Below are 17,821 nucleotides of genomic sequence, written 5' to 3'. Positions count from 1 at the left end.
GCTTCAATAGGGGCCCTCTAAATCAGAGGGCGATACGGCTCGCTCGACACGCGGGCAAGCACTAGCGATTTTAGCAGCTGTTGCGAGGGGTCGCGCGCCAGTACCCACAAGTGTTGCCGATGCATCGGCTGTATGTGCCTCGTATCCCCGCGTGGCAAGGGGGTCGAGCGCTCCCGCGTAGCACTCGCAGCAGTGGAGACCTCGCATCACACGATCACCGCTCCCGAACTGGGCAGATGTCGTGGGGTGCCAATAGTCTCCACCGGACGAAACCCGGGAGGTCCGAGATCGATGAGAACCACAGAATCTTCCACTTGTACGAGCTCGGGCACAATCTCGCTGCGCCACGAAAGAAGTTCAGACTGACTCAAATCACACAAGAAAACTGAGTACTGCAATCTTTGCCCGTATGCTTCCATGATTTTAACAACCCGGCGGAGCCTGCGTGGGTTGCAGATGTCGTAAGCAATCAGATAACGAGTTCTGCTCATCGGTCACCTCGTCACCACGGGAGGATAATCCTGCAGTTCACCGACGAACATCGCAGCCATGATACGGGCCTGTACCTCCAATGCTCTACGATAACTAATGCGATACCCGAATGTGGGATGCTTGAACTCCTGCTGCACTCGTCGCTCATAGGCCTCGAGAACTGCCTTGCGTCCCGCTGAGGTCAACTGGACACCAGCATTGCGTTCAATGAATGATTTCTCGTCGACCTCGTGATTGTTGAGCACCTGGATCACCACGGAGTCAGCGATGATCGGGCGAAACTCTTCCGCAAGATCAAGAGCCATTGCAGGACGACCATAGCGTGAACGGTGCAGCACTCCCAGGTAAGGATCAAGACCCACGGCCAAGCAGGCCACCACAAGATCTTTGACCAGTAGCGAGTAGCAGAAACTGAGCAGGGCATTGACTGGATCGGTGGGTGGACGCCGGGTCCGGCCAGCCTGCCGGAACGAATCCCGCCAGTGCTGGTCAGACAACATCATCGCGAAATACTCGAAATACATCCTGGCTGCTGTGCCCTCGTAACCCAAAAGCGATGCCGTATCGTCGCAGGCCGACGCATCCATCGCCAACTGTTTCAGGCTGGCAAGCACGTGGGTACTCACGCACTGTTTCGCATTGCGCATGAGCATCGTCCGCTGGTTGCGGATCTTTCCGGCGATGATCGCCGACGCGATCTGAGCTCCCCCTGAGGTGGCTCGTGCAACCTGCTGACGTCTTAGATCAACGTATTTTCCGGGATGAGCTTGCGACCACCCATTGAGCCATCCGCCGTAGCTCAGCCAGATCACCGTCGCACCCACGGCCCAAAGCCTCGTCAATGCCTCCGTCGTGATCTGCACATGACCGACGACGCACACATGCTGCACATCAATCAGGCGCAGATCGGCCACAACCTCATCCTTGAGAGTCACCTGGATGCGCCCGCCCTTCACCCGGACCACCGATCCCTGCTCCACCACGTACAACGGCCTGGCATTTGGGTTACGAGGAAGAATGCGGTGAAGCTCCGCCTGACTGCGATGCAGCAACGCGTTCATCTCATCCGGTAGACACAGACCTGCCAATGAGCACCTCGGACACCGGGGATCATCCAATAATGGAGCGGGTGCCTCCGTGCGGCCCATGGCCACTCGCATCTCCGACAGCATCGCACGCAAGCTCACCCGGGCCGTGTCATCCCACACCACCGGAATTCTGGTGTGCCCCTCGTCGTAAGAGACATGACCCTCATCGACGAGGAATCCTGCGGCCTCCAGCAGCGCCGCGTAGCACCATATCTGCGCCTGGTCTGCTGGCCACGCGGTGCCATCCATCCGTGGATGGCCCTTCTTCAAATCCACGGGTATCGCGCGGCCACCAGTGTGATCGACACGATCGATCACACCGCTCAACCCCCATTCAGGATCAGACAATGCAACCGAAAAGGTCGCATCCGGTGGAGATTCTTCTCCCGGGGCAGGCATTCGCCCGCCCTTCCCGTCGACGCTGTGGTGGCGGAAGGCGCCGAGGGCGGTGTCATCGTTGTGCTCCCAGCGTTGCTGGACCCACTGCAGGTAGCACAGGCGCGGACAATAGACATACTCGTTGACCATCCGCGCCGGTACGAGGTCGATCTGCTCATTCATACGGCATCAACCTGCCAAAGCCGAAATGACTCAACGCACCCAGGCACACGATGCCTGGTATTGGATTATCCAATACCAACCGATCCACCCAAAACGCTTTGTGAGCAGGCATTGCAGGGTCCCATCTTCGGGTGAAATAGCCCTTCTCCTCGGTCAGTTCAAGATCGACCAGGTGCGGCGCATCGTCACCGAAACGGTGCGCCAACTCCCTGGTGAGATACGCAGCGATCAACTCCCCCCAATCCTGGTGAGGCTTGCAATGCCAGGTGGTGAGCAGGGGAGTCGCTGATTCCCAGCAACTGCTCACGACCGAGTGCCCCATGTCCATCAGCACCATCTTGCCGGGCCCGACTTGGTACAGATGCAACTCACCTCCCACATACCCATCAGGTTCCTCCGGCCAGCGAGGTAGCTTGCTGACCGACAGCACCCTGCGTACCTGGGCATTCGGCAAACCAGTGGGTGACCACAGCACCAAATCTTTGATCCGACCGCGGTCCTCGGTCCATAACCAGTGGGCGTGCGCATGCCGCCCCCACCGTCGCCGGGTTCGCTCGTCGGCGTTATGCCCGCCCAGAAGGAAATCGTTCGGGTCAGTGGAGGTATCGAGCCCGTGCACCACCGCCTGTCTCAATCGGTCGGTGGCCAACACCGCATATTTCGCGCGGAAACCGCGGGGTGTGACCAAGCGCCAGCGGAACGCCTCGACACCCGATGGTCTGTGTTCTTCATGCAGATTGCTCATGCGATACCTCCGAGACATGGTGGAATCCCACGCCATAAGCGTAGGAGAGAACGAACCCTGGTCTTTTGGTCTCTGCGGCGTATGTGGCGCAATGAATCAGGTGCTCACCAATTGCACCTGCCAACCGAGGAGGGTGAAGCCTCGTACTTGATGGAAGAAGGCAGCGAAATCGCAATGCGACGTCACTCATGGCATCTCTCCGTGGGAGCCATCAGCCCAAAACCGAGGGTGCGCTGGCCTCCGACCAGCAACGGGCCTGCGACCGGATCAGCGAACTCGATACGCGCATGCACGAGCCTGCGTGGGCGCCCGGCTTGAACGACCTTCGGGAAACCACCGACCGGTCGTGCCCCCACGAGCAGCGGTTGGCCGGTGGTCTCAACGCTCACAGGGGCGGGCAACCCGGCCCGAGTACACGATCGGGTAAGCCATTCGGTGAGCCAGATGTCGTAATCGGCCGGGGACAGTTTGTGATCAGGCGATCCTGCGATCACCAGCGGAATGGCCGAATACCAGTATCGGGAGGGCTTCGACCACCTGGTTTTCTGCAAAGTTGCCGGGGTCTGCTCACCTGCCCGGGTGATGCGCGGCATACTCGCGCCGGTGACCGGCGACACCCCGTCGAGGGTTGCGAACAGTGCCCGCAGCAGGGGCGTGCGCTCCGTGGGGGTGAGGTCGCGAGGAAGAATCACCGCACCACCCAGCAGGTCGCCGGTTGCGTGGGGATTCCCGACATTAGGCAGCCCCAGCACGAACACATCGCGCCCCCGCGTCGCCCCGGTCACGGCACACGCCTTGAGGAGAGTCTGACGGATGGTACCGGTCAGGTTGGCAAGCCCATGGGCGCCGATGCGGGGCCGGATCTCGAAACCGAACCAGTGACCTCCAAGATCGCGATTGGTTGGAGGCTTGGGCGGCGTGGTCGTCGGCGTATACGGCGTGGAGACCGCTGGCAGTGCACGGGGCAGGTAGCCCTGATGACGCCGGAAATGTTCGATGAGCGCGTCGAGTTGGCCCGCCCCGGCGGTACGCAGCAGCTCGGTGGCACCTGAGGGCCAGTGGGTCGCTGCGACGGGATTGTCCAGGAGCCGACAGCTCACCAGCGACGACGAGTGCCCGAGCCTGGTGACCCGCATCAACAATGCGTCAAGAACATGGCGTTGGGCGTCGCTCAGTTCGGTGTCTGCCCACGTGTAGGTGACGATGCATCGCCCGTCGCGGTCAGGGATCAGGGTTATTGACCAGAACATACGAGATTGCCTGGGTCTGCCCTGCGGCATCACTTCCGGTACTAGGTTGGGCACGGCTGGGGTCTTCTCAGCCTGTTTGGCATCAACAAGGCAAAAAACCTCTCGTGCCTCGCCGACGCCGATCCGTGGGGCACCGCAGTGCTCAAGGTGACGCAGCAAGGCTTCTTCCTCGTCGGATACCGCGGGCGCTGTGGCCCACGCCGAGACCAATGCCGAGAACAGCCGTGCAGGGTGGGGCGGCCATTCGGGTTCATCCCGGTCATCGTGGGCCGAGGCAACATAGCGTCCGGTCAAGAAGTTGACTTCGATGGTCAGCATCATTCGCCTTGGCCGCTGGTGGGGGACTGGCGAGACTGGGCACGACTTCGTTTGATCAGTTCGCACAGCTTGGGCGCCGGAACCAACCGGATCTCATCAACCGGCCAAGCCATCCCAGCTTCGGCGCATTCCAGCGCGGCCTCCTCCAAGACCTTATTGGCGGCCTTCCGGTCAATGGTGAACACCGGCGGAGTCGAGCCATCACGTGGCACCAGTTCCATGTGTGCCTCCTGGGTAGGAACCAGCAGGCACCGGGAGCCGAGGTCATAGCCGAAGTCGCGTTGATGAGCGATTGCCGCCACCCCGAGTGCTGCGATGGCGGTGCGGGCAGCGATCTCGGCGCGGATGCGTGCCGAGCCCGTGAGTGCCGCACCAGATGCATCGGTGGGGAAGTGGAGTTTGCGAAGCGCAGCCAAGGAGATAACCGTGGTCTGGATGGCTGTTTCGATGGTGATCTCGCCCACCTGGTGGTTGATCGACGAGGCGATGCTTTCGTGATGGGCCCCCGATGGGTTGCTTGAATCCGCGACCTTGGCCCCCAGCCGTGCCCCCAATCCGACGATCTCGGAGACGAAAGCCCGTTCAAATTTCGAGCCCACCCCACCTTTGGGGTCTGTGGAATCCCACATGCCCATGAGCAACGCGACCGGATTGGCGAGGAATAAGGCGGTGGCGGAGTTCGGTGTGGCGTCGGTGATGCGATGGCCCAGCTCACTGAACCGGAACAGGGTGCCGTCGAGCATCGAGTCACCGAAGATGGCATCGGCGAGCCCGTATGGTGCCTGCAATGCGGTGACCCTGCCGATGTCCACGAGTTCCTCGTCGACGGTGAAATCGACATAGGGGTTCGGGAAAGTGATTTCTCTTGAGGCCAAGCCTTCTTGGAGCGCCAGATGATGACGGCTGGTGCTGGAGGCCACCGAATCAAGCAGGACACTGAGCTTTTCCACGCCATCCTCGACGTAGGCCTCCATCGCATACCCGGTGGGGGAGCCGACAGAAGGTGTGAAGGAAGAAGGGAAGACCTTGTCGTTGACTCCGTCGGCGGGCCGCAATTCTATGCGGCAGCGAATCGCCACATGGCTGGCCCGGACCGCTTCACGCAAGGTGCCGAAATCAAGGGTTTTCATCGTTTGTCCTCCTCTCGTGGTGCGGGCTGAGCAGTAGACATAGTGGCGAGGATGGTGCCACCTTGATCACCCACGACTCCGGATGCATGGTCAAAGCTTCGCAGAAGGCACCGGCAATTTTGGGGCTGTGGGGTCACGGGTCCCGAGGAGTATCTAATCTGCTTGTTAGCGCCCACATGGGGACACCGAGGCATTGCACACCGGGTTGGGCATCGTCAGCAGTTGCCTAACTTCGGGCGCATCCGCTAGGCCATGTACCGAGCCACACTCGCCGAAATAGACCAGGTCGGTCTTCTCCAGCATCGTCGTGTCCGTGCTATCTGGCACCACGATGTAGCCAGTGAAGGCGGTTTTGCTCTCGGTCATCTGCCGGGCGAACAGGTTTTTCTTGTTGGCGGTGTTCGTCTTCGGTATCAGCGTCGTGGTCACCGTGCCGCGAGCCGGGTATCGGGCAGGTTCTGCTGACTTGCCGCTGGGAGCGGACACGGCGACATCGTGCGGTGTCAAGTTGATGAGCTTGCGAACGTGCACGGCGCCCCCCGAAGTGGTTGTGCTCCGACGGCGGACGCTGCTCGTCGGGTCAACAACCGGCTTGGGATGACATTATCGCCATGGCTCGCCCGCGTGTGCTGATACCAACATCGTTATCGTTCCGATGTGTGCACTGCTGCTGGGCGCAGCCCCGGTGGGAAGATCAGCGTCTCCTTCTTCTCACTACAGAGTCGATCAGCCGTGACACCGGGTTGCGAGTAGCAAGCCGTGTTGGACGCGGATACGCCATCAGCCGCGACACCGGGCTGCAGCCCAACATCATCCAAAAGAAAATTAGTGGGCTCAGTAGCTTCAGTGTTTTCGGTGGTTCCTCGAACATCTCGTTGGTGGTCGACTCGAAGTCGAGCATGAAGGCCACCTCGTCAAGGGGCGGCTGGGCAGGATGAGCCCGGACGATGATCCAGCCTCTGCCTGGGTCTGGTTTCTCGAACTGTACGGTGATCAGGTTCTTCCATGGATTCCACGGCACGCGCTGGGGTCCAGGTCTGTCGAGTTTCTGAGCCAGACGCCAGCCGATGGCAAGTTGAACTGACTTCGGCAATCGAGTGCACAAGACGATGGGAGAATCAGGATGTTTTTGTGAGACCTCCCACAGGGAACGTGCGCAGCAGGCGGCGAATTCGTTGATCTGCCTGTTGCTCTTGGGTGATTGATCCTTCGGTATCGTGCATCCACTGTCTTCTGCCCATTCCAGCACGTAATGGTTAGATTCCGGGATGTTCCAGCACTCCGGGAGAGGGTGAAGGGGTTCTTTGGGTTTCGTTGTCCATGTGAGGGCCACGGGGGCGTCGCCAGTTGGCTGCGGTGGTGCATACCAGCCTTTCACGGGTGGCCAGCTGATAATGCCGTCGTCTTCATCATCATTGGTGGACACGGTCGGGGCGTCCTCGAAGACGGCCCACGGTTGCAATTCCCACTGTCCCAGATCCTTATTCTCCCTGCCGTCGGGTAGCTCGACGAAGGTAGTGTTGCCCATGAAATAGGTTTGATAACCAATCGCCAGCCCTGCAGGGAAGATCGCATTGGGGGCATAGGTGAACTGCGTGTCCAACGTGTCGTTGCTCATCGCCTGCTCAAGGGCATGAGCGCAACCAGTGACGCCAGTGGATATGTCCCGCATCTGCGGCCGGTAACTGGTTTCCTCATACATCTCGTCAAATGGCGGGAAGCTCCACGTGATGGTGCGAAGATCCATGTACTTATCCTTCGCTTCGCGAAGGGTCGACTCATGGACATCAGACATGGAACTGTCGAGGAAACGCAGATAGTACAGGGTTCCGCGTTTTTTCTGACGTTCATTGAGAAGATTTCTGATCATAAAGAAGAATGCAAGTGCGAATAGGACAATCCATAGGCTCATCCAGCTCGAGTACCACCTGCCGGGCGGAATGAGGATGCCGAGCAGTGCGGTGACAAGGGTGCCGGAGATGATGAGAAGAATAGAGATGAAACTTTCCCAGGAATGAAGCGAATTCCGTGATCGCTGCTTGGCGCGTGGTTGACCAGTTGTACCCATGTTGTCCTCCCAAGGGCCCTGCGAAGCAGGAGTGATATTCGGCTATGCCGGTAAAAACGCAGCACGGCCTCGGGAGGTGATGAGTGGTGCTGACTCATCGTGGGTGAGCGAGGCTGCGCCGCTACACCATCATCCACCATGCTCGTGCGCCACGCCACTGCTCAGCGGGTTTACTCGCCACGCAGTGAGCTCCCGCGACCGGTGGGGTGTCCTACAGCGACCAGCGCACTCCACCGGGGGTGTCCTCAATGGTCAGGCCTAGGGCGGTCAGCTGGTCGCGGATCGCGTCGGCCGCGGCCCAATCCTTGCGGGCCCGGGCGGCTGCGCGTTGGTCGAGCAGCGTATGCACCAGGCCATCAACGACATCGGTGAGACCGGCTGATGGGGCAGTCGCCCATTCGGGCGCGAAGGGGTCCAGGCCAAGTACATCCAACATGGCCCTGACCTGCTTCAGCACCCGGGCTACCTGGTCGGTATCACCCGCATCCAGGGCCCGGTTCCCCTGCTTGACGTGATCGAAGATGACCGCGACGGCGGCTGGGGTGCCCAAATCATCATCCATCGCAGTCACGAAAGTGTCGGGGAGATCCTCGAAACGAAAGTCCACCGCATCGGTGGCGCCTGCGCGTTCCAGGAATGAATCGATGCGCTCCAGTTGGGCCGTCGCCTCCACCAGCGAGGTGGGGGAGTACTCGATCGCCGAACGGTAGTGCGGTTGGGCCAGATACAGCCGCACGGCTCGTGCCGGATGCTGCTTGGTGATCTCGGTGACTGCCGTGCTATTGCCCAGTGATTTCGACATCTTCTCACCGGCCATTGTCACAAAGGCATTGTGCATCCAGTAGGTTGCGAAACCGTACCCGGCCGCTCGTGACTGGGCCAGCTCGTTCTCGTGGTGCGGGAAACGAAGATCCAATCCGCCGCCGTGGATGTCGAAGGACTCCCCGAGGTATTTCAAGCTCATCGCCGAGCACTCCAGGTGCCACCCCGGGCGTCCGGGACCCCATGGCGAGGGCCACGACGCAGTGAGCGGTTCCCCCGGCTTGGTTGCCTTCCACAGGGCGAAGTCGCGCGGGTCCTTTTTGCCACTCATGTCCGAATCGGCCGCAGGGACCATGTCGTCGACCCGCTGGTTGGACAGTTCACCGTAGTCCGGCCAGGAGCGTACGTCGAAATAGACGTCGGCCGAGCCGTCGGTGGCCTGGTAAGCGTGTCCCCGCTCGATGAGAGATTGCACCAGCGCCACCATCTCGGGAATGTGGCCGGTTGCCCGCGGCTCATAGCTGGGCGGCTGGCATCCCAGCGCCGTGTAGGCGCGATGGAGTTCGAGCTCGACCGCATAGGCAAGTTCGTACCATTCGATGCCCTGGGCTGCGGATTTGGCCAGGATTTTGTCGTCGATGTCGGTGACATTGGCCACCACCTTCACGTCGAAGCCTTGTACGCTCAGCCAGCGGCGCAGCACATCAAAGACGACCTCCTTGCGGATATGGCCCAAGTGCGGAGCGGCCTGCACGGTCATCCCGCAGTGGTAGATGGACACCTTGCCGGGCATCAGGGGAACGAACTCGGTCACGGTGCCGCTGCGCTCGTCGTAGAGATGGAAGCTCACGGACCGTGAGTCTACTGTGTACAGGTCGCCTGCTTCCGAAGCGGCATCATCAAGCATGGATATCCCGGTTGTGCAGATTTCATGAAGCTTGAGAGAAATTGGCCCGATGACGTCGTGGCGCAGGGCAGAACGATCACGATTTTGCCGATCGCTGTGGAGGCTTTGTCAAGCAATGCCAGGCATCCGAGGCCGGGTGGGCACGTGTCCACGAACCGGCGAGGGCTGCGGTTTTCACGGGCAGGCTCCACTTGGCCCATAATGATCCAATCAGGAATAGCGTTCCTGCTGTGACAAGCTACCCAGGGAGGGGAGCAGGTGAAAATAAGCGTCATCGGCCTCGGCTATGTAGGCATGGCAAATGCCGTGCTTCTCGCACAGCGTCACCCTGTCGTAGCAGTCGATACCGACCCACACCGAGTTGCTGAGGTGAACGCCCGCCGTTCGACGGTACGCGATCCGGAGATCGAACAGCACTTGGCTACCGGCTCTCTCGACCTGCGCGCCACCACGGATATCACCGAAGGACTTGATGGTGCCGAGTTCGTTGTCGTCGCCACCCCCACCAACTACGACGAGACCCGCGACTACTTCGACACCTCCAGTGTCGACGAGATCATCGACCGGATCGCCGCCACCAACCCACGAGCCGCCGCGGTCATCAAGTCGACGGTGCCGGTAGGCCACACCGAGGTGTTGCTCAAGCGCTACCCAGATCTCGAAATCATCTTCTCCCCGGAGTTCCTGCGTGAGGGCCGGGCCCTGTACGACAATCTGCACCCGTCGCGAATCGTTGCCGGCGGCAGCGGCCCCCGGGCCGGGGTCTTCGCCCAGCTGTTGCTAGAAGGATCCCTCGAACCGCAGACGCCGGTGCTCATCACCGGGCCTACCGAGGCCGAGGCGATCAAGCTGTTCGCCAACACCTATCTGGCCATGCGGGTGGCCTATTTCAACGAACTCGACACCTATGCGGCCCAGCGCGGACTGGATGCCCGCCAGATCGTCGAAGGGGTCGGGCTTGATCCTCGGATCGGGGGGCACTACAACAATCCCTCCTTCGGTTACGGCGGATACTGCCTGCCCAAGGACACCAGGCAATTGCTTGCGAATTACCGCGACGTACCGCAGACCCTCATCAAGGCAATCGTTGAATCCAATGAGACTCGCATGCAGTTCATCGCAGACGACGTTTTATCTCGGAAGCCCAAAATCGTCGGGGTACACCGGCTGACCATGAAGACCGGCTCCGACAATTTTCGTTCCTCATCTATCCAAGGCGTCATGATGCGCATCAAGGCGGTCGGGGTCGAGGTATTGGTCTATGAACCGACCTTGGAGGCATCCACCTTCCTCGGGTCGCGGGTCACCCATGACATGGCGGAATTGAAGTCCGCCTGCGATGTGATCCTCGCCAACCGGCTGTCGCCGGAGCTCGCCGACGTCGCCGACAAGGTCTACACCCGCGATCTGTTCGGGGCGGACTGACCTTCGTTCCCGCCGGGTGTGGCATCATCCAATTCGACCCCTTCGACAGGAGAAACAATGGCCGAGGTCCGCAAGCACCGTCCTCACAGCGCCGGTTCGATCGGCGACCAGGTTCGCGCCGTCGTGCCCACCGGTCCGAACGCAGTCGAGCCGGGCTCGGTCCCGGGTCCCGTCTTCGACCCCTATGTGGACGCGGAGGCTGACCAGGGGGTCAGCGTGGCAGACAGTGGATTCGCAGCCACCTCGTTCAATACCCACGGCTGGTTCTCCCTGGGTGACGATGCCGTCGAGGTGCTCAAAGCGGCCAACCGGAAACCGGTCCCGATGCCCAGCGCCGATGAAGACGAGGCGGACTTCGACGACTACGAGGAGAACGACGAGGACTGAATCCTGTCCAGGATGCCTTGATCGCTCATGGTTCACATCGGGGCCGTGACAGCCTCGCATTGAATCCCGCAGACCGCTTCTGGGCGGGAATCCCAGAACAACCGCACGGTTCGGGGTGCCAAGCACCCCCGGGAACTGTTCTTGACCGGAGTTGGCGTTCAGAATTCCTTGTTGCGCAGCGTCTCGAAAAAATCCGTTGCCGATTCATCGGCCTCTTCCCCGGGATCTTCCTCGGTATTCTCCTGATCACCTGAGGATGGATCACCTGTATCGACTGGAAGCCGGTCTGCGTAGGGGGATTCATCGATCGAACTCATCACTTCGTCAGGCAGATTGCGCAGCACATCCGCGACATAACCGGTGGTGGCTTCGGCCAGCGGTACTTCCCGACATTCGCGTTGCGAGGCATACCACCGGTAATCCAATACCTCGTGGTAGATCTGGGCCGGATCACGTTTCCCGTGTAGCTCGTGGGGCACATTGCGTATCACGGTCTCGAAGCACTCGGTGAGCCACCGGTGCGCCGCAATAGATTCCTCGAGCCATCCGAAATCACCTCGGGCGATGAAGGCATCCATGTCATTCAGCAGCCGCCGGGCTTGGTTCTCCTCGGTGTCTAAACCAGTCAACCGCAACAATCGCCGGGAATGGTGCCCGGCATCGACGACCTTCGGGCGGATGCGGACGGTCGTTCCGTCACTGGAGGTGTCGATGTCGAATTCGGCAACGTCGAAGCCCAGGGCATTCAACCGCCGCACCCGGGACTCGATACGATGCAATTCGGTGCCCGAGAACTCTTCGACGCCGGTCAGTTCGTGCCACAACTCGGCATAGCGCGCCTCAATGGTATCCACCAGGTGCATCGGATCTAGAGACTCGTCGAGTAGCCCACCGGCCTCCAAATCGCAGAAGTCCCCGAAGATATTCAACCGGGCGATGTCCAGGTCTTGGGCCCGTTGGCCGTCGGAGAGCGCATCGTGCAGTTCTCCGGTCTCGGCGTCCACCAGATAGGCGGCGAATTCACCGGCATCCCGCCGGAACAAGAGGTTGGACAGCGATGCGTCGCCCCACATGAAGCCGGCCAGATGCAGCCGGGCCAGCAGCACGACCATCGCGTCGAGCAGCCGCCACACCGTCTCCGCGCGCACACCAGGGGTGAACAACGAACGATAGGGAAGAGCGAAGTGCAGGTGCTTGGTGAGCAGGATCGGGTCCAGCGGATTGCCATTAGCGTCCATTCGACCGCTGACCACCGAGATCGGGACGACGGCCGGGGTATGCAGTCGCTTGAGATCATGCAGCATCCGGTACTCGTGCACGGCCAAGATCTCGTTGACCTCCTTGGCCGCGTAGACCTCATCGCCGACGCGGATGAAGCGCACGACGTGGCGGGAGATGCCCCGTGGCAGGGCGACCAGGTGCTCCTCCGGCCACTGCGCCAGGGGAGTGCTCCACGGCATCGGCAGCAGCTGGGCGTTCGGGCTTGTGGAAAGGAAACGGGGCATGGTTCAGTTCCCGGATACGGCGACCGCTCGGTCAAGAGCCGCGGTGAGATCGGTCACCAAGTCATCAATCGGTTCGATGCCCACCGACAACCGCAACAGTGACTCGCTGATCCCAGCCGCCAACTGGGCCTCGGGAGTCATCGACGTGTGGGTCATCGTCACCGGATGCGCCACCAGGGATTCCACCCCGCCCAGCGATTCGGCCAGGATGAACAACTCCAGCCCGCCGACGAAGGCCTCGACGGCAGGAAGCCCACCGATCAACTCGAAGGAAACCATGGAGCCGTAGCTACGCTGCTGGCGCGTGGCCAACTCGTGCTGCGGATGGCTGGTCAAGCCAGGCCAGTACACCACTGACACTGCGGGGTGGGACTGGAGAACCTCTGCTATCCGGGCAGTATTCGCATCGTTCACCCGCACCCGGGCATCAAGGGTACGCAGCCCGCGCAGCGCGAACCACGAATCGAAGGACGAGGCCGTGGTGCCGATCACATTGGCCCAGTGGGCCATGTGCTCGTGGGTTTCTCCAGTGGCCGAGACCACCGCCCCACCCACCACGTCGGAATGACCGTTGATGAATTTAGTGGTGGAATGAATCACCACATCGGCACCGAAATCCATGGGACGCTGCCGGACTGGGGAACAGAAGGTGTTGTCAACGACGGCGATCACCCCACGGTCATGGGCCGCGGCGATGCTGGCCTCCAGGTCGACCAGCCGCAGCAGGGGATTGGTCGGGGTCTCGATCAGCACCACAGCAGCCTGGTCAAGAGCAGCTTCCAGCGCGGCGAAGTCCCGCTGCTCGACGTAGACGACCTCCAACACCCTGCGGCTCGCCAATTCGTTGAGCAACCGCCAAGTGCCGCCGTAGCAGTCCTTCGGAGCCACCACGGTGCCGCCGTCGGTCACCAAAGCCAGCATAGCTACGGTGATCGCGGCCATCCCCGAGGAGGTGATCACCGCGCCTGCACCTCCTTCGAGGGTGGCGATCGCATCACCCAGCACATCCCTGGTCGGATTGCCGCATCGTGAGTAGTCATAGGGGGGTTTGGGGCCGATTCCGTCGGGGAAAGAGAAGGTCGTGCTCGGATAGATCGGGGGGACCACCGCCGCGTGGCGCGGGTCGGCGTTCAAACCGGTGCGCAGGCCACGTGCCAAGGCGGAGAAATCAGGGCTCATGGCCCCAAACTACCGCAGCGCCTCGTAGTGATCATGCTGTGACGCAGGGAAACCGTCGCATGCATCCGGTAGGCAGCGACCGCGTCCGCTGCTCATCGGATGTCTGTTCAGGGGATTCGCTGTTGGGTGGCTGCATCGAAGACGTGCAGTTTCGCAGGATCAGCTGTCAGACGGATCTGCGCGCCACGAGGTGGGGGGGTCTGGTTGGTCAGCCGGGCCACCACCTGCTGGTCGCTGGAGCCAGGAAGGGTGGCGTGGACGAAGGCATCGGCACCTGTCTGTTCCACCGTGGTGACATTGACGACCACCCCATCATCCTCGGTCACCGCCAGGTGTTCGGGACGCACACCCAGCACCACCTTGGCGGTGCTGGCCTTTGACAGCACGTCGCGGGCCACTGGGATCAGGGTGTCACCGATCTGCACCCCGCCGTCGACGGCGGTTCCTTTCAGCAGGGTCATGGCCGGGGAGCCGATGAACCCGGCGACGAAGAGGTTCGCGGGTTCCTCGTAGAGCGACAGCGGGGAGGCCACTTGCTGCAGCAGGCCGTCCTTCATCACCGCCACCCGATCGCCCATGGTCATTGCTTCCACCTGGTCATGGGTGACGTAGACGGTGGTGACCCCGAGCCGGGATTGCAGGGCAGCGATCTGGGTGCGGGTCTGCACACGCAGTTTTGCGTCGAGATTCGACAATGGCTCATCCATCAGGAAGACCTGCGGGTTGCGCACGATGGCGCGGCCCATGGCCACCCGCTGGCGCTGACCGCCAGAGAGATTCTTGGGCTTGCGGGCAAGCAGATCGGTGAGGCCCAGCAACTCTGCTGCCTCCTTGACTCTACGGTCGCGTTGGTCCTTGTTGAGCCCGGCCATCTTGAGTGCGAAGCCCATGTTCTCTGAGACCGTCATGTGTGGGTAAAGGGCGTAGTTCTGGAAAACCATCGCGATGTCGCGATCCTTAGGGGGCAGGTCGGTGACGTCGCGGTCACCGATCCACACCGAGCCGGAGTTCACGTCCTCAAGCCCGGCCAGCATCCGCAATGATGTGGACTTGCCGCAACCCGATGGGCCGACGAGCACCATGAACTCCCCGTCGCCGATTTCGAGATGGAGCTTGTTGACCGCCGGATGGTCCGCGCCGGGGTAAACGCGGGTGGCGTCCATGTAGGTGACAGAGGCCATGTGCCGATCCTCTCCATGGGCAGGAACGTGCCCAACGATCCATTGTGGCGGGACGAACGTCGTCCCTCCCCATCCTGCCACGTGAATGAGGCGGGTGGTTGATCTTGGAGTAAGGCGTGTTCTTAGCCGAGCGGTCCGGCGAACCAGGAGAGTAACTGCCAGCGGTCGTCGGTGAAGACGAAGAACCGTAGATTGTCGAAGTAGACGACCTTCTCAGAGGCAGGCCAGGTCACATTTGCGGGTGATGATGAGGCGGTGGCCATGAACTGGCCTCCACACGGATTGATTCGATGACGGTCTCGCGCTCGGCAGCGGTGTGCAGGGGCGATGAACCCGGGCTTGGTGGCCATTTCACCATTCGGCTTGCGCATGGTGAAGCGCTCGTGCGACAGCCGGGCGAGATACTTGGCGCCGGTGTTCTCTACTTCCCCGATCTCTATGGGGATCCGGGTCAGGGTCTCGAAGACCTCGGTCGCGACCAGAGTTTATGGGCTGGGTGCCCGGCACTGTGGCTGGTGTGATGCTCTAAGGGATGTGGAGGGCTCCGCCTGGCAGCTTCATCTGCTGACGAGTTCTTCCCGTGGCAGGAAGACTGTGGTTGGTTATTCGCCAGGGAGAAAGTGGACTGCGGAAGTACCATCGATGTGAACCTAACGGGTAATATAATTGAGCATAAAGTGACTCAGATATCGGGGGCCTCTTTCGTTTGAGTTGCTTATTCTTTCGAGCCTGCGTGCTGTACCTCAGCCACCCCAACACATGAGGAGAAGAAGATGCCATCTTTTTCAGTAGACATTGACGCACTGCGTGACGCCAGAGACGGCGTCTACGCGACCATGAACTCGATGAAGACGCGTTCGGTTGAAGATATGGCGCCATCCAGTGGTGATGTGGGGCACGACGATCTGGCTGCGGCCGTCAAAGATTTCTGCGACCGCTGGCAGATCGGTGTAGAGAACTTGGAAAAAACCACCGATGAGGTTGCCTCCAGACTGGATTTCTCCTACCGCGCCTACGCCGCGACAGAAGAAGTCAACGAACTCGCGGCAGGTCAACTTTTGACCGGCTCCTCGGATCCGGCGGCCTGATATGGCTGAGCTAGGAGAGACAACTGATCCTAAGCAGCTCGTGCCAGGAGACCCTGCCAAGTGCGCGGGCCTGTACTGGGATCTGTCGGCTATGTCCACCGATCTGGAGACCGCTGGCAGAGGATTGTCGAAAATTGATACCTCAGCTGGCTGGGCTGGGCCGGCGGCTGAGGCATTCCAAAAGGTGTATGAGGGGCACCCCCAGGAGTGGCTGAAGGCGGCAGATTCCTTTTCAACAAGTTCCACGGAGATCAACAGTTATGCCGACATGCTCCGGTGGGCGCAATCCAAGGCTCAGCAAGCGATCGATGAATACCAGCGGGGCAATGATCTCACGACACAGGCGAGGAACAAATACGACGAGGATGTCAAACGGAACAAGCAGAGTGGCGGTACGAACCCCATCCCGCCCTTCACCGACCCGGGAGAATCGGTTCGCCAGGCAGCCAGGGAAGACTTGGCCGATGCCCGCCGACAGCTGAAAGAGGCTGGGGACAAGGCTGCGAGCGTGTTCCGTGCCCAGACCGAAGGCGCGCCGCAGAAACCCGGACTGCTCGAACAGATCGGCTCTGGTCTATTGAACGGTCTGCAAACAGTTGGTGCTGCACTGGCCAACGGAGCTATGCAACTCGGAGCCGGTATCATAAACGGGACCTTGTCATACCTGAATGCACTGGCTCACCACCCTGAAGATGTCGTCATGATGGCGATGGGTGTCGCTGGGATATTGGTGTCCGGTGGAGGTGAAGCCGGAGGGCTTGCACTCAGTGCAACCGGACTGGGCGCAGTGGCGGGAGTCCCGGTAACCGCCGCGAGTGGTGCAGGTCTTGCGGCTTCTGGGGGGCTCCTGATGGCTGCTCTCGCTGACGCAGGTCACCATGCTGCGGGTGAGGATGCCGTGGAGGCGGTCGAGCCCGGTCACGTTTCTGGTCCCTCCGAGCCCGGCGCTTCCGGAAGAGCAGGCAGACCGACCGATCGGCTCAAGGAACACTTGACTGAAAAAGATCTCGATGCTGCTCGCAGAGAACTGGATGGTGAAGTCGTGGCGCGTAAGCCAGATGGGACTCCGTGGAATCACGTGCACGAGGTTCGAGATGCGCAGAATGGTCTGCGCAATCGAATCGAGGTACTCAAGCGCAGAATCGGCGACACCCGGTTGACTGAAGCCCAGCGTAACGAAGCACAAGCCGAACTCAGCGAAGCAAGCAGGCTACTGGATCATTCGAAGGGGTATGTCCCATGACGGGAGGCAAACCATGACCGACGAAGCGACGATGGCATCGCTGGAGGCGATGCGTGCTGCGAGTCTGGACGAACTGGAGGAGACCACCTGGCCCCCACCACCCGATGGTGCGGGGCATCTGCAGCGGCGCTGCCATGAGTTGCGACGCGTGCCGTTGGGGCAATTCGGGGTCGAGGATGTCCGGATCATGCTCAGCCAGCAGATCGGTACCCAGTTCTTGCTGCCGATGGCCGTCGGCATGCTGGCGGTGAGCCCGCTGGCCGAAGGCGACTACTACCCGGGCGACCTGTTGATGGCTGTGCTCCAGCTACCGAAATCGGCTTGGAACGGTCATGAGGCTGCCGCCGGGGTGCTGGGCCAGGTGCTCGCCCACATCGACTTGTCCAATCCCGATTTAGGCGAGGTCGCCGACGCCATCCGGGGCTGGTTAGCCAACCGTCCGGTGTGAGAACCGTGCCGCATGGCAAGGGCCTCCGCAAGATGAGGGGCCGA

The 17,821-nt window shown here is 61.0% G+C and carries 17 protein-coding genes; 5 read left to right on the top strand and 12 right to left on the bottom strand.

Going from position 1 to position 17,821, the window contains the following annotated elements:
- Positions 1-206: 206 nt before the first annotated feature.
- The 8 genes from cas2 to cysS all read right to left on the bottom strand — a co-directional run bounded on the left by cas2 (position 207) and on the right by cysS (position 9,264).
- Positions 207-491, bottom strand: a complete 285-nt coding sequence (gene cas2 / locus HMPREF1531_RS13160; protein ID WP_016668146.1) for a CRISPR-associated endonuclease Cas2 — start codon at positions 489-491, stop codon at positions 207-209.
- 3 nt (positions 492-494) lie between these two features.
- Positions 495-2,141, bottom strand: a complete 1,647-nt coding sequence (locus HMPREF1531_RS01630; RefSeq protein WP_016668145.1) for a CRISPR-associated endonuclease Cas4/Cas1 — start codon at positions 2,139-2,141, stop codon at positions 495-497.
- Complete coding sequence (locus tag HMPREF1531_RS01625) at positions 2,134-2,886, bottom strand: CRISPR-associated protein Csb2 (protein ID WP_016668144.1); 753 nt, start codon at positions 2,884-2,886, stop codon at positions 2,134-2,136. The genes HMPREF1531_RS01630 and HMPREF1531_RS01625 overlap by 8 nt, the downstream gene beginning before the upstream one ends.
- A 182-nt stretch (positions 2,887-3,068) precedes the next feature.
- Positions 3,069-4,454 carry a type I-G CRISPR-associated protein Csb2 gene (gene csb2, locus HMPREF1531_RS01620; RefSeq protein ID WP_016668143.1) on the bottom strand — a complete coding sequence of 462 codons (1,386 nt, stop codon included), beginning with the start codon at positions 4,452-4,454 and terminating at the stop codon, positions 3,069-3,071.
- Entirely contained in the window at positions 4,454-5,584 is a 1,131-nt protein-coding gene (gene cas7g, locus HMPREF1531_RS01615) for a type I-G CRISPR-associated RAMP protein Csb1/Cas7g (RefSeq protein ID WP_016668142.1), read from the bottom strand. The genes csb2 and cas7g overlap by 1 nt, the downstream gene beginning before the upstream one ends.
- 165 nt (positions 5,585-5,749) lie before the next feature.
- On the bottom strand, positions 5,750-6,070 hold the full coding sequence (locus tag HMPREF1531_RS01610; RefSeq protein ID WP_156860129.1) for a hypothetical protein: 321 nt from the start codon (positions 6,068-6,070) through the stop codon (positions 5,750-5,752).
- Positions 6,071-6,278: 208 nt separating this feature from the next.
- The gene (locus HMPREF1531_RS01605; protein ID WP_016668140.1) at positions 6,279-7,652 is read right to left on the bottom strand and encodes a hypothetical protein; all 1,374 of its coding nucleotides are present in this window, start codon (positions 7,650-7,652) and stop codon (positions 6,279-6,281) included.
- Positions 7,653-7,863: 211 nt separating this feature from the next.
- Positions 7,864-9,264 carry a cysteine--tRNA ligase gene (gene cysS, locus HMPREF1531_RS01600; protein ID WP_036897984.1) on the bottom strand — a complete coding sequence of 467 codons (1,401 nt, stop codon included), beginning with the start codon at positions 9,262-9,264 and terminating at the stop codon, positions 7,864-7,866.
- A gap of 315 nt (positions 9,265-9,579) precedes the next feature.
- Here cysS and HMPREF1531_RS01595 point away from each other — a divergent pair, with 315 nt between their 5' ends.
- Positions 9,580-10,746: a nucleotide sugar dehydrogenase gene (locus HMPREF1531_RS01595; protein WP_016668138.1), complete on the top strand. Its 1,167-nt coding sequence runs from the start codon at positions 9,580-9,582 to the stop codon at positions 10,744-10,746.
- 57 nt (positions 10,747-10,803) lie between these two features.
- Entirely contained in the window at positions 10,804-11,133 is a 330-nt protein-coding gene (locus tag HMPREF1531_RS01590) for a hypothetical protein (protein ID WP_016668137.1), read from the top strand.
- A gap of 158 nt (positions 11,134-11,291) precedes the next feature.
- Here HMPREF1531_RS01590 and HMPREF1531_RS01585 read toward each other — a convergent pair whose 3' ends face one another.
- From HMPREF1531_RS01585 to HMPREF1531_RS13475, 4 genes are all read right to left on the bottom strand, one after another.
- Positions 11,292-12,638, bottom strand: a complete 1,347-nt coding sequence (locus HMPREF1531_RS01585; RefSeq protein WP_016668136.1) for a DUF4032 domain-containing protein — start codon at positions 12,636-12,638, stop codon at positions 11,292-11,294.
- Positions 12,639-12,641: 3 nt separating this feature from the next.
- Positions 12,642-13,817, bottom strand: a complete 1,176-nt coding sequence (gene metB, locus HMPREF1531_RS01580) for a cystathionine gamma-synthase (protein ID WP_016668135.1) — start codon at positions 13,815-13,817, stop codon at positions 12,642-12,644.
- 107 nt (positions 13,818-13,924) lie between these two features.
- Complete coding sequence (locus HMPREF1531_RS01575) at positions 13,925-14,998, bottom strand: ABC transporter ATP-binding protein (RefSeq protein ID WP_016668134.1); 1,074 nt, start codon at positions 14,996-14,998, stop codon at positions 13,925-13,927.
- Positions 14,999-15,120: 122 nt separating this feature from the next.
- A complete protein-coding gene (locus HMPREF1531_RS13475; RefSeq protein ID WP_016668133.1) occupies positions 15,121-15,261 on the bottom strand; it encodes a hypothetical protein in 141 nt (46 codons plus the stop codon).
- A gap of 510 nt (positions 15,262-15,771) precedes the next feature.
- On the opposite strand from HMPREF1531_RS13475, the gene HMPREF1531_RS01565 reads away from it, so the two are divergent.
- The 3 genes from HMPREF1531_RS01565 to HMPREF1531_RS13805 are packed head-to-tail and all read left to right on the top strand — an operon-like array spanning position 15,772 to position 17,777.
- Complete coding sequence (locus tag HMPREF1531_RS01565) at positions 15,772-16,086, top strand: hypothetical protein (protein WP_016668131.1); 315 nt, start codon at positions 15,772-15,774, stop codon at positions 16,084-16,086.
- A gap of 1 nt (position 16,087) precedes the next feature.
- Positions 16,088-17,329, top strand: a complete 1,242-nt coding sequence (locus HMPREF1531_RS01560; protein WP_016668130.1) for a putative T7SS-secreted protein — start codon at positions 16,088-16,090, stop codon at positions 17,327-17,329.
- 13 nt (positions 17,330-17,342) lie between these two features.
- Positions 17,343-17,777, top strand: a complete 435-nt coding sequence (locus HMPREF1531_RS13805; protein WP_016668129.1) for a contact-dependent growth inhibition system immunity protein — start codon at positions 17,343-17,345, stop codon at positions 17,775-17,777.
- Positions 17,778-17,821 lie beyond the last annotated feature (44 nt).

The sequence above is a fragment of the Propionibacterium sp. oral taxon 192 str. F0372 genome (genome assembly GCF_000413315.1).
Taxonomy (GTDB): Bacteria; Actinomycetota; Actinomycetes; order Propionibacteriales; family Propionibacteriaceae; genus Brooklawnia.
This window is presented reverse-complemented; position numbering and strand designations above follow the sequence as displayed.